The sequence below is a fragment of the Myxococcus sp. AM010 genome, assembly GCF_013372585.1.
GTDB classification, from domain to species: domain Bacteria; phylum Myxococcota; class Myxococcia; order Myxococcales; family Myxococcaceae; genus Myxococcus; species Myxococcus vastator.
Window position 1 is genome coordinate 278,722 of record NZ_JABXEO010000001.1, and the last position, 11,820, is coordinate 290,541.

At 69.9% G+C, this 11,820-nt stretch carries 13 protein-coding genes; 6 read left to right on the forward strand and 7 right to left on the reverse strand.

Translation table 11 applies throughout. From position 1 onward, the window contains the following. Nucleotides 1-65: 65 nt before the first annotated feature. From HV826_RS01060 to HV826_RS36855, 3 genes are all read left to right on the forward strand, one after another. Nucleotides 66-929, forward strand: coding sequence for a class II glutamine amidotransferase (locus tag HV826_RS01060; protein WP_176415134.1), 864 nt, complete (start codon nucleotides 66-68; stop codon nucleotides 927-929). 107 nt (nucleotides 930-1,036) lie between these two features. Further along, entirely contained in the window at nucleotides 1,037-1,630 is a 594-nt protein-coding gene (locus HV826_RS36850) for a pentapeptide repeat-containing protein (RefSeq protein WP_255216996.1), read from the forward strand. Then, on the forward strand, nucleotides 1,624-1,953 hold the full coding sequence (locus HV826_RS36855) for a hypothetical protein (protein WP_255216986.1): 330 nt from the start codon (nucleotides 1,624-1,626) through the stop codon (nucleotides 1,951-1,953). Before HV826_RS36850 ends, HV826_RS36855 begins: the two co-directional genes overlap by 7 nt. 258 nt (nucleotides 1,954-2,211) lie before the next feature. On the opposite strand, the gene tsaE is transcribed toward HV826_RS36855, so the two are convergent. The 7 genes from tsaE to HV826_RS01100 form a co-directional block, all read right to left on the reverse strand. Further along, nucleotides 2,212-2,697, reverse strand: a complete 486-nt coding sequence (gene tsaE / locus HV826_RS01070; protein ID WP_176415135.1) for a tRNA (adenosine(37)-N6)-threonylcarbamoyltransferase complex ATPase subunit type 1 TsaE — start codon at nucleotides 2,695-2,697, stop codon at nucleotides 2,212-2,214. Beyond that, on the reverse strand, nucleotides 2,694-4,229 hold the full coding sequence (locus HV826_RS01075) for an NAD(P)H-hydrate dehydratase (RefSeq protein WP_176415136.1): 1,536 nt from the start codon (nucleotides 4,227-4,229) through the stop codon (nucleotides 2,694-2,696). The genes tsaE and HV826_RS01075 overlap by 4 nt, the downstream gene beginning before the upstream one ends. 4 nt (nucleotides 4,230-4,233) lie before the next feature. Next, the gene (acpS, locus tag HV826_RS01080) at nucleotides 4,234-4,614 is read right to left on the reverse strand and encodes a holo-ACP synthase (protein WP_176415137.1); all 381 of its coding nucleotides are present in this window, start codon (nucleotides 4,612-4,614) and stop codon (nucleotides 4,234-4,236) included. Nucleotides 4,615-4,620: 6 nt separating this feature from the next. Then, nucleotides 4,621-5,346 carry a pyridoxine 5'-phosphate synthase gene (locus HV826_RS01085; RefSeq protein ID WP_176415138.1) on the reverse strand — a complete coding sequence of 242 codons (726 nt, stop codon included), beginning with the start codon at nucleotides 5,344-5,346 and terminating at the stop codon, nucleotides 4,621-4,623. A gap of 111 nt (nucleotides 5,347-5,457) precedes the next feature. Then, nucleotides 5,458-6,852 (reverse strand): phosphoglucosamine mutase, encoded by a 1,395-nt coding sequence (gene glmM / locus HV826_RS01090; protein ID WP_176415139.1) that lies wholly within the window; start codon nucleotides 6,850-6,852, stop codon nucleotides 5,458-5,460. Between the two features lie 261 nt (nucleotides 6,853-7,113). Next, the gene (gene folP, locus HV826_RS01095; protein ID WP_176415140.1) at nucleotides 7,114-8,328 is read right to left on the reverse strand and encodes a dihydropteroate synthase; all 1,215 of its coding nucleotides are present in this window, start codon (nucleotides 8,326-8,328) and stop codon (nucleotides 7,114-7,116) included. Nucleotides 8,329-8,415: 87 nt separating this feature from the next. Next, nucleotides 8,416-8,964 (reverse strand): YceI family protein, encoded by a 549-nt coding sequence (locus HV826_RS01100; RefSeq protein WP_176415141.1) that lies wholly within the window; start codon nucleotides 8,962-8,964, stop codon nucleotides 8,416-8,418. A 133-nt stretch (nucleotides 8,965-9,097) separates the two neighbouring features. On the opposite strand from HV826_RS01100, the gene HV826_RS01105 reads away from it, so the two are divergent. The 3 genes from HV826_RS01105 (at nucleotide 9,098) to HV826_RS01115 (ending at nucleotide 11,762) form a co-directional block, all read left to right on the forward strand. Continuing rightward, the gene (locus HV826_RS01105; protein ID WP_176415142.1) at nucleotides 9,098-9,979 is read left to right on the forward strand and encodes a LysR family transcriptional regulator; all 882 of its coding nucleotides are present in this window, start codon (nucleotides 9,098-9,100) and stop codon (nucleotides 9,977-9,979) included. Between the two features lie 128 nt (nucleotides 9,980-10,107). After that, entirely contained in the window at nucleotides 10,108-10,803 is a 696-nt protein-coding gene (locus tag HV826_RS01110) for a pirin family protein (protein ID WP_176415143.1), read from the forward strand. A gap of 32 nt (nucleotides 10,804-10,835) precedes the next feature. Beyond that, the gene (locus HV826_RS01115; protein ID WP_176415144.1) at nucleotides 10,836-11,762 is read left to right on the forward strand and encodes a pirin family protein; all 927 of its coding nucleotides are present in this window, start codon (nucleotides 10,836-10,838) and stop codon (nucleotides 11,760-11,762) included. Nucleotides 11,763-11,820: the final 58 nt, after the last annotated feature.

The following is an 11,820-nucleotide window of genomic DNA, read 5'->3' on the forward strand; positions in this document are numbered from 1 at the left end:
GCCAACTGGGTAAAGACGAGACGACATCCGACAGGGCCGGACGTTAAGGGTATTCGCTGCTAGCCATGTGCCGACTATTTGGATTCCGTTCAGCGATTCCCGCCGCCGTCCACCCTTCGTTGGTGACGGAGAAGAACTCGCTCCTCATCCAGTCGCGCGAACACAAGGACGGATGGGGAATCGCGGCGTACGGCGCCGAGCTTGCGCCCGTGGTGGCGCACGGTGTGGGGCCCGCGCACTGCGACCCGGACTTCGAGCGGGTGAGCAGCCGGGTGTCTTCCCACACGGTGGTGGCGCACGTCCGCCTGGCCTCGGTGGGGGCGGTGGAGCTGCGCAACGCGCACCCCTTCCTGCATGGCCGCTGGGCGTTCGTGCACAACGGGACGGTGAAGGAGTTCGCGCAGCATCGGGCTGCCGTGGAAGCGCTCATCTGCCCGAGCCTTCGGACGAACATCAAGGGCACCACGGACAGCGAGCGGTGCTTCTACCTGTTCCTCACCCGCCTGGCGGCCCGGCATCCGCTTGACGGGAAGGTCCCCGTGGAGGCCGTGGCGCGCGCGCTGGCGGAGACGATGTCGTTGGTGGCCGCCATCACGGATGCGGTAGGTCAGGAGGGTCGCTCGGCGATGAACTTCCTCGTGTCCGACGGCGAGCTGATGGTCGCGTCCCGGCGCAACCGGACGCTGTTCGTGTCCACGGGTCCGGCGCGCGACGACGTGTCGACGCTGCCGGCGCCGGGGACGAAGCTGGAACAGCTCGTCGTGGCCAGTGAGTCCCTGTGCGGCGGGCCGTACTGGGCGCCGGTGGCCGAAGAGGACGTCATCGGCGTGGACGCGAACCTCGTGTTCCACCACTGGCGCGTGCCGGAGCTCGCGGGCTCGGACCTCGGCCCCGCCGTGAAGCCGGACACGTCGCGCAGCGTGGCCTGAGGCCCGGTTGCGCGCCGAGCTCTTCGAACGGTGGCAGACGGCCGACGGTCAGCGGCGACGCGCGGAGCTCATGAGACCTCCGAGGCATCGACCTGTCAGGGCAAGACCTGGCATCCGCCGACCTGGTGCGCGCGCGACTGGACGGGGCGAGGCTCGATGGCTGCGGGCTGGAGTACGCACAGCTCGACCTGGCAACCCTCACGGGCGCTTCGCTCCGGCGAGCGCGACTGAACCACGCGAGCCTCCATGCGTGTGTCGCGCGAGGTACCCAATGGGATGACGCACAGTTGGAAGGCACCCGGCTCACGGCATCCAACTTGACGGGGAGCTCCTTCCGCCGAGCGCGGCTTCGAGGCGCGCAGCTTGAACAGACCACCCTGCTGAACGCGGACCTCCGCAACGCGGACCTGCGTGACGCCAGGTTGTTCCTCTGCGACCTGGAAGGTGCACTCCTCACGTGCGCCCAATGGAATCCGCCACGAACGTATCCCGTCACGAGCCAACCCCTGGCCGAGATGGCTCGTCGTGGCGGCTTCCCCTCATTCATCGAGCCGTTCCTGATGCCCTCCGGCTACATGGGCCTTCTCCACATATCGAACAGGCAGGTCTTGCTCCATGTGGAGGCCGCGATAGAGGCCAGCACGGACGTCCAGTCCGAGCTGCGCGCGCTTCTGCACGAGAAGAACTGGCCATCGTGCTGATGGCGGCTGCTGGCATCGTGCTAGCGGGAGCCGACGAAGCCACGTTGGCGGCGCTCTGGGCGCGGCTCGATGGATGGAGCTGGGTCCACCCTCAGCTCATGGTGGCCGCGGTGCTCCGCGATCCATCCTGCGATGACCGGGTGCGCGAGCGCCTCAAGCATCATGAGTTGCCGCGACGGGACAACATCCGCGAGAGCCTGGAGTGGGCGGCGACCGGCCGCCCCCCCACCTGCCAGGCTCATCGCTGGCTTAGAAAATTGCAAGCCTTCGCCTCCACGGAGGTCCAGGAGCAATGGTTACGCAGAGGCAGCTCCAACGTGTGAACAGGACGCGCGGACGACGGGGTCCCAACCGAGGTTGCTCGGCTCGCTGTTCGGAAATGTCGGGGGTTTTGACGCCACAAAAGTCCCGACATTTCCGAACAGCGAGCCACCGGGCTGGCGCCCGACCCACGAGGAATGAAACGCGGTAACCTGCGCGTGGCGTAGGCTCAGAGGTCGGCGCGTCACTGGCGCTGGGTGCTTCCCAAACGCCCCGGGAGGCGTGGCCAGGCAGGTGGCAGTCCGCCCCACTCCTTCGAGTCAGCCCATCCACGCGTCGAGCAAGGCCACCGGCCGTGCGCCAAACGCCTCCGCCGTCAGCTCCCGTGCCTCGCCGCCCGCGTGCTTCAGCGTGACGCGCAGATAGTCGCGGGGCGCGGCCTGCGGAATCTTGTCCAGCCACTCCACCAGCATCGCGCTCTCGGTGCTTTCCAGGTCCAGGAAGCCCGTGGCGTACAGGTCGTCGTAGTCCGTCAGCCGGTACAGGTCCGCGTGGTACAGCGGGATGCGGCCCGAATACGGGTACACAATCGCGAACGTGGGGCTCGCCACCTCGGAGCGCGGCACGTTCGCCCCGTCCGCCACCCCGCGCACCAGGTGCGTCTTTCCCGCGCCCAGGTCGCCAATCAGCCCCACGAAGTCACCGGGCTGCAGCAACTCGCCCAGCCGGACGCCCAGCCGGTGCGTCTCCTCGGGAGACTCCAGCCGTACCGTCCGCACACGCGCCGCCAACGCTTCCGCGCTCATCGTTCCCACCGTAGCCACACCTCGCACAGCCCCTGCTCCACGATGTCCCCCGCCACCAGCCCCAGCTGCCCGCGCTTCGCCGCCGCCAGGTCTCCCGCGAGCCCGTGCGCGTACACCGCCGTCCAGAGGGCCGCCGGCAACGGGAGCGACTGAGCCAGGAACGCGCCACAAATCCCCGACAGCACGTCCCCCGAGCCGCCCGTCGCCATGCCCGGGTTGCCCGTGGTGTTGAGATACACGCGTCCATCCGCGTCACTCGTCAGCGTCCGGTCGCCTTTCAGCACGAGCGTCACCTTGAGTCCCACGGAGAACCGCCGCGCTACGTCCAGCCGGTGCGCCTGCACCTCCTTCGTGGACTTGCCCGTCAGCCGGGCCATCTCTCCCGGGTGCGGCGTCATCACCACCGGCGCCTTCGCTCGGCGAAGCACCGACAAATCAGAGGCCACCGCGTTGAGCGCGTCCGCGTCCAGCACCGCGGGCACCTCCACGCGCGACAGCAGCTCGCCAATCAGCGCGCCCGTCTCCGGGCCCCGCGGAATCCCCGGCCCGATGACGAGCGCATCCTTGCCCTCCGCCGCCGCCACCAGCGCGTCCAAGTCTCCCAGGCCCAGCGGCCCGGAAGCCTCCAGGGGGATGCCCATGATTTCGGCCGAGTGCGCCTGGATGGTGTCCAGCGCGTCCGCCCGCGCGGCCACGGTGACGAGCCCCGCGCCCGAGCGCAGCGCCGCCTTCGCCACCAGCGCCGCGGCGCCCGTCTTCCCCCGGCTGCCCGCCACCACCAGGACGTGCCCGAAGGTCCCCTTGTGGGAGTCCGCCTTGCGCGCCGGCAACGTGCGCCGCGCGTCCGCCTCCTCCACCACGAAGAGCTCGGGACCGGAGACCTCCTTCGAGGACTCGCCGCCCATGCCGATGTCCACCCGGTGCACGCGGCCACACAGCGAGGCCCCCGGCTCCAGCACCTGCCCCGGCTTGAGGAAGCCAAAGGCCACGGTGGCATCCGCCTCCACACACGGCGAGAAGGACTCCCCCGAGTCACTCTGGAGCCCGGACGGCACATCCGCCGCCGCCACCTTGGCCCCCGCGGCCCGCCAGCCGCGAATCGCCGCCACGGCGTCCGCGAAGGCCCCCGCGGGCGCACGGCTCAAGCCCGTGCCAAAGAGCGCGTCCACCACCACGTCGCCCCGCCCCGGCGCCTGCACGGTCTCCAGGGTACGCGGCGTCACGCCGAAGCCCTTCAGCGCCTCCAGGTTCCGGCGCGACTCCGGCGTCAGCTTCGCGGCGTCGCCCACCCTCACCACCGACACGCAGGCGCCGCCCTCCCGGAGGAAGCGCGCGGCCACCAGCCCGTCCCCGCCATTGTTGCCCGGCCCACACACCACCACGCAGCGCCCACCCGAGCCGATGAGCCCCCGCGCCACCTCCGCGAGCCCCCGCCCGGCGTTCTCCATCAGCAACGCGGAGGGCATGCCGTGGCGGGCTTCGGCGGCCTGCTCGGCCTGACGCATCTGAGCGGCGGTGAGGACGCGCAACATGGCTTCAATCCCCTTTCGACTGGAGCACCACCGTGGCGGCGGCGACGTCCGCATCGTGGGTCAGCGCGAGGAAGGCCTCCAGCCCTCGCGCGTCCATGACCTCCAAGGCCACGCCGGACAGTGCGAAATAAGGCGCTCCGCCCTGCCGCCGGACCTCCATGTCCTTCCAGCGGATGCCCGGCGGCGCGCCCAGCGCCTTCACCAGGGCCTCCTTGGCGGCGAAGCGCGCGGCGTAGGCGCTGGCGGCGTCACTGCGCCGGCCGCACAGGGCCCGCTCCGCCTCGGTATAGACGCGGTTCAGGAAGGGCTCCGCGCGAGGCCCGTCCAGGATGCGCTGGATGCGGGAGATGGAGCAGATGTCCAGGCCCAGGCCGCGGATTCCCATGGCGCCCTACCCCGGGTTGCGCATGAGCTCGAGCATCTCACGCACCGCGCGCTCGAAGCCCACCAGCACCGCGCGCCCGACGATGGCGTGCCCGATGTTCAGCTCGTCGATTTCACCGATGCGGGCAATCGGCTGCACGTTGTCGTAGTTGAGCCCGTGGCCCGCGGCCACGCCCATGCCCAGCTTGGTGCCCGCCTTGGCCGCGTCGACGATGCGCGCCAGCTCCCGGGCCCGCTCCTTCTCGTTGCGCGCCTCGCAGTAGCGGCCGGTGTGCAGCTCGATGCGGTCCGCGTTCACCTTGTGCGCCGCCCGCACCTGGTCCAGGTCCGGGTCGATGAAGAGCGAGACGGCGATCTCCCCATCCTTCAGGTTCTTGATGATCTTCGCGATGTGCTCGCGCTGGTTGGCGACCTCCAGGCCGCCCTCCGTGGTGAGCTCCTCGCGGCGCTCCGGCACCAGCGTCACCACGTCCGGCTTGTGCTCGTAGGCGATCTTCACCATCTCCGCGGTGGCGGCCATCTCCAGGTTCAGGAGCGTCTGCACCGTCTCACGGAGGATGCGCAAGTCCCGGTCCTGGATGTGACGCCGGTCCTCGCGCAGGTGGATGGTGATCTGCTGCGCGCCGGCGAGCTCCGCCAGCGCCGCGGCCGTCACCGGATCCGGATACGGGGTGCGCCGCGCCTGACGCAGCGTCGCCACATGGTCCACGTTGACACCCAGTCGCTGTCCCATCGACCGCACCTCGCTCGTGCGCGGCCGTGGGATTGTCGAGGGGCCCCGGTGCGCGCTGGCCCTTCATCACGCCGCCAGCGTCCGGAAGTCAACCGCCGTTCGCAGCGGCGCTCAGACGCTGAGGGCCTTGGACAGCGCGTCCGCGATCTCCTTCGCGTAGGCCTGGTTGCGGGCGGCGTCCTCGCCCTCGATGAGGACGCGGGCCTTGGGCTCGGTGCCGGAGAAGCGCACCAGCACGCGGCCGGAGTTGCCCAGGCGCTGCTCCACGCTCTTGATGACCTTCATCACCGTGGGGAGCTCGCCCAGCTCCTTCTTCTGCTTCACCACGACGTTGATGAGCGTCTGGGGCACGGGCTCGAAGATGGAGGCCAGCTCGCTCAGGGGCTTGCCCGCCCGGCACATCACCGCCAGCAACTGGAGCGCCGCCAGGGTGCCGTCACCCGTGGTGGTGTGGTCCAGGAAGATGAGGTGGCCGCTCTGCTCGCCGCCCAGGTTGTAGCCGTTGCGGCGCATCTCATCGACGACGTAGCGGTCCCCCACGCGCGTGCGGGCCACCTTCACGCCCCAGCGCGCCACCGCGCGCTCCAGGCCGATGTTGCTCATCACCGTGGAGACCAACATCTTCTTCTTCAGCTGCTTGCGGGCCACCAGCTCACCCGTGCAGATGGCCATGATGGCGTCACCGTCGACGACCTTGCCCTTCTCGTCCACGACGATGAGGCGGTCGGCGTCACCGTCCAGGGCGATGCCCAGGTGCGCGCCGTGCTTCACCACCGCCTTGGCCAGGTTCTCCGGGAAGAGCGCGCCGCACTTGTGGTTGATGTTCTTGCCGTCCGGCGAAACGCCGAGCGCAATCACCTTGGCGCCCAGCTCCTCCAGCACGGCGGGCGCCGTCTTGTAGGCCGCGCCGTTGGCGCAGTCGACGACGATGGTCATCCCCTCCAGCGTCAGCTCGCGCGGGAAGGTGGCCTTCAGGAAGACGATGTAGCGGCCCCGCGCGTCCTCCATGCGGAAGGCCCGGCCAATCTTCGTGGCCGTCGGGCGGATGGAGTCGATGGAGCCGCTGGACACCAGCTCCTCGATCTTGCCTTCCGTCTCGTCCGGCAGCTTGAAGCCGTCGCGCCAGAAGAACTTGATGCCGTTGTCCTCGTAGGGGTTGTGGGACGCGGAGATGACGGCGCCGGCGTCCGCCCGCATGGAGGTGGTGATGTTGGAGATGCCTGGGGTCGGCAGCGGCCCGACGAGCTCCACGTCCACGCCCATGGAGGTGAGGCCCGCGGCCAGCGCCTGCTCCAGCATGTAGCCGGACAGCCGCGTGTCCTTCCCGACAATGACGCGGTGGCGATGCGGGCCATTGCGGATGAGGAACGCAAGCGCCCGCCCGAGCTGCATCGCGACCTCGGCAGTCATGGGATAGACGTTCGCCTTCCCGCGAACACCATCCGTGCCGAACAGCTTCTGGGAAGCCTGCGCCTCCTTCGGAGGCATGTTCATCCTGTACGCCATGTGTGCCGCTCCGCCTTTCCCACGCCGGGCCTGCGCCGGCCTCTCGACGTCGGGGCTTATACCCCGCCCACCACGCGGGCTCGAAGTTAGGAACCCCCTGCTCCCTGGGCAACCTCCCAGGCATGCAGGCCGACGCAGACTAAAAGAGGTTGCGAAATCAGTACCAACCGAACCGCCGCCGTCCATACACGGCGGCTCAGGGAGCGGCCAGCAGAAGGTGAAGGTTCGGTCCACGGCCTGAGGGCTGTAAGCCACACCTTGTTACCGGGTGTAGAGCGTCCCGCCGTCCTCGCACCTCCGGATGGCGTCCGCGACGGCCAGCGCGTCCCGGGACTCAGCCACGTCATGGACGCGCACGACGTCTGCCCCACCCAGCGCGGCCAGGGAGGCCACCGAACCCAGCGTCGCCGCCAGCCGTTCGGAGGCCGGCTTGCCGCCCGCCAACCGGCCGAGGAAGCCCTTGCGACTGGTGCCCACCAGCAGCGGCAGCCCCAGGACGCGCAGCTCGTGGAGCCGGCGCAGCAGGAAGAGGTTGTGCTCGAACGTCTTGCCGAAGCCGATGCCCGGGTCCACCAGGATGCGCCCGCGGGGGATGCCCGCCGCGCCAGCCCGGGCGACGGCCGCCTCCAGGAAGCCCAGCACGTCCTCGACGACGTCGTCGTAGCGCGGCGCCTGCTGCATCGTGGCCGGAGTGCCCTGGATGTGCATCAGGCAGCAGGCCGCGCCGGCCTCGGCCACCACGCGGGGCAGGTCGGCATCGGAGCTGAAGCCGGTGATGTCGTTGATGAGGTGCGCGCCGGCCTTCAGCGCCTCGCGCGCCACGGCGGCCTTGGTCGTGTCCACGGACAGGGGCACGTCGGTCCGGGCCCGCAGGCCCTCGATGACGGGAAGCACCCGCGCCAGCTCCTCGTCGGCGCTCACCGGCAAGGCGCCAGGCCGGGTGGACTCGCCTCCCACGTCGAGCAGGTCCGCCCCCGCCTCGGCCAGGGCCAGCCCGTGGGCGATGGTGGCCTCCGTCCCGGCGTGGCGCCCGCCATCCGAGAAGCTGTCCGGCGTCGCGTTCACCACGCCCATGACGTAGGCGCGGGAGCCCCACTCGAAGCGCCGGGCGCCCAGCGTCAGCACCGCGGGCGACACGCCCACGGCCAGCGCGGACGCCACCGCCGATGCCAGCGCGGACAGCCCCCCATCGTCGGCGCGAGCGGCCGTCACCAGCCGCTGGAACTGCTCAGCGCGTCCCGTCAGCAGCCCCGTCCCCGGGCGGGCCTGGGCGTCTCCGGGAAGCCAGGCGGGGAGCGCCTCGGGCAGCGTCTGGAGGAAGGCCTCTTCCTGGTGGCGCAGCCCGGTGAGGAGGAGCCGTGTGAAGGGCAGCGCCTTCAACAGGGCTGGCTGCGAGGCCTCCGTCAGCCCCATCCGCCGGAAGGCCAGGACGAGGTCCTCCGGGGGCTCGAAGGTCAGAGGGCGGGCGCGAATCATCGGGAGGCTCCAGGGAGGGGGCCGCGCACCGCCACCAGGACGGGACGCGCGTCCCTACCCTACCGCTCCCGAGCGCGCGTGGGTGGCTCAGGCGGCCTGCTCGGCCTGCGCCTTCACGGCCTGGACCTCGATGGCGATTTCAATCTTCTCGCCGACGAGCACGCCGCCCGTCTCCAGCGCCTGGTTCCACGTCAGACCGAAGTCGCGGCGGTCCACCGACGTCTTCGCCTCGAACGCGGCCTTGACGTTGCCCCACGGGTCCTTGCCCACGCCGAGCTGCTCGGCGTCCAGCACCACCTCGCGGGTGATGTCGCGGATGGTCAGGTTGCCCGTCACCTTCAGCCCGTCGCCGGACGCCCGCTCCACCTTCGTGCTCTTGAACGTGATGCGGGGGAACTTCTCCACGTCGAAGAAGTCCGGCGAGCGCAGGTGGTTGTCACGCTGCTCGACGCCGGAGTCGATGCTGGCCGTCTCGATGGTGACGGCGACGGAGGACTTCGTGACGTCCTGCTCGTCCAGGGAGACGGCGCCGCTGTACTTGCGGAAGCTGCCGCGAACCTTGGCGATGACCATGTGGCGGACGGAGAAGTGGATGCCGGAGTGGGTGGCGTCGATGTTCCAGGTCGTGGTGGCCATGAGGTGCCTTCCTTTTCGGTGAAGCGGTGTGTTCGACGAGGAGGAAGGTAGCGGTGGGCCCCGGGCTTGATTAGATGGGCCAGAATGGAAGAACTGTTCCACCCATGGAACAGCGCCCCGGGAAGGACGGGAGATGGACCTCAACGAGCTGCTCGTCTTCGCACGCGTGGTCCAGGCAGGCAGCTTCACCGCGGCGGCGCGTGGGCTGCGGATGCCCAAGTCCACGGTGAGCCGGAAGGTGTCGGAGCTGGAGACGCGGGTCGGCGCGCAGCTGCTCCAGCGAACCACGCGCAAGCTGCGCCTCACCGACGTGGGCCGGACGTACTACGAGCACTGCGCGCGCATCGTCGCGGAGGCGGAGCAGGCCGAGCTGGCCGTGACGCGGATGCAGTCCGCCCCCCATGGCCTGCTGCGCGTGACGACGCCGCTGACGTTCAGCTTCATCGGGCCGCTGGTGTCCACGTTCATCAAGCAGTACCCGGAGGTCCAGCTCGAGCTGGTGTGCACCGACCGCAACGTGGACCTGATGGAGGAAGGCTTCGACGTGGCGATTCGCGCCGGACGGCTGGCCGACTCGTCACTCATGGCGCGGCGGCTGGGCAGCGTGGAGCGCGTCGTCGTCGCGGCGCCCAGCTACCTCAAGGCGCGCGGGGCGCCCAAGACTCCGAAGGATTTGGAGAAGCATGACTGCCTCCTCTTCGGCGCGGGCCTGGAGAACAACGTCTGGACGCTCCACTCCGGCAACCGCTCGGTGGACATCAAGGTGCCCGCCCGAGTCGTCGTGAATGAGCCGGACATGCTCTACGCGGTCGCGCGGGCGGGCTCCGGCATCGCCCTGCTCCCCAACCTCCACTTCACCTCGGAGCTGGCCGCCGGGCGCCTGCAGCGCATCCTGCCGGACTGGAGCTCCACGGGCACCCCCGTCCACGCCGTCTACCCGAGCACGCGGCACCACGCTCCCAAGGTGGTGGCCTTCGTGGAGTGCCTGCGCGAGCACTGGCCCATCCCCGGCTGAATGGGGCATCGTTCCATGGGTGGAACGATGCTTCCCATTGTCCATGCCTAGTCCCGACAGGCCCTCACGCACATCATGTCTCTCGAAACAGCGGCCGCCATCCAGGCGCCGCCGCGGAAAGGAATGTCATGATTACCATTCGCCCCTCGGAAGCCCGCGGCCACGCCAACCACGGCTGGCTGGACTCCCACCACACGTTCTCCTTCGCCGGCTACTATGACCCGGACTTCATGGGCTTCCGTGCCCTGCGCGTCATCAACGAGGATCGCGTCGCGCCCCATGAGGGCTTCGGCACGCACCCTCACCGGGACATGGAAATCATCACCTACCCGCTCAGCGGCGCCATTGGCCACCGCGACAGCACGGGCGGAGAGGGCCTGCTGCGCGCCGGTGAAGTCCAGCGGATGACAGCCGGCACGGGTGTGTTGCACAGCGAGATGAACGGCGCGGATGAGCAGCTCCACTTCCTGCAGATCTGGATCATCCCGGACCGCAAGGGCCTGACGCCTGGCTACGAGCAGAAGGCCTTCCCGGAGTCCGAGCGCCAGGGCTGCTGGCGGGTGGTGGCCAGCCCGGACGCCCGGGACGGGAGCCTCACGGTGCACCAGGACGTGGTGCTTCACGCGACGCTGCTGGGCACGGGCGAGCAGGCGACGTACACGCTCGCTCCGGGCCGCCACGCCTGGCTGCAGCTGGCGCGGGGCAAGGCCACGCTCAACGGCGTGGAGCTGAAGGCCGGTGACGGCGTCGCGGTGGCGGACGAGTCGCAGCTCGTCCTCTCCGCCACGGAGCCGGTGGAAGCGCTGCTGTTCGACCTGGCCTGAGGCCACCTCGCGGAAACGAAAGAGAGCACGACATGAGCCGGGACGACTTGAACGCGGAGCAGCTTCCCTCTTCGATGGAGACACTCATCGTCGCGCCCTCACGCGACCTGGGCGACGGGTTCGAGGTGCGGCGCGCGCTGCCCTCGGCCCGCCGCCGGATGGTGGGGCCCTTCGTCTTTCTGGACCAGATGGGCCCCGCCGGCTTCCAACCCGGCCACGGCCTGGATGTGCGGCCCCATCCGCACATCGGGCTGGCCACCGTCACCTACCTCTTCGACGGCGAAGTCATGCACCGGGACAGCCTGGGCACGACGCAGCCCATCCGCCCCGGCGCGGTGAACTGGATGACGGCGGGCAACGGCATCGTCCACTCGGAGCGCACCGGGCCCGGCCCACGCGCCGCGGGCAGCAAGCTCTTTGGCATGCAGGCGTGGGTGGCGCTGCCCAAGCGCCACGAGGAGACGGCCCCGGCCTTCGTCCACCACCCCGAGGAGCAGATGCCCTGCCACGAGGGTGAGGGCGCGCGGATGCGCGTCATCACCGGCACCGTGCACGGTCAGCGCTCGCCGGTGCAGACGCTGTCGGACATGTTCTACGCGGACGTGGCGCTGGAGGCCGGCGCGCGCTTCGTGGTTCCGGCCGAGCACGAGGAGCGGGCGATGTACCTCGTCCAGGGCACCGTGGAAGTGGACGGCATGGCCTTCGAGCCAGGAGAGCTGCTCGTCTTCCGGCCCGGCGGCGCCGTCACCCTCCGCGCCACCGCGGCGGCGCGGCTGCTGGTGCTCGGTGGGGAGCCCATGGACGGGCCGCGCTACCTGTTCTGGAACTTCGTCTCCAGTTCGAAGGAGCGGCTGGAGCAGGCGAAGGAGGACTGGAAGGCCGGCCGCTTCGCCGCCGTCCCGGACGAGACGGAGTTCATCCCCCTGCCCGAGGCCCCCCTGCCCGTGCGCTACCCGTAGGCGCGTGACAGCCCGCAAGGCAGAAGGCCCTTCCCAGCAGCGTGGGAAGGGCCTTCTT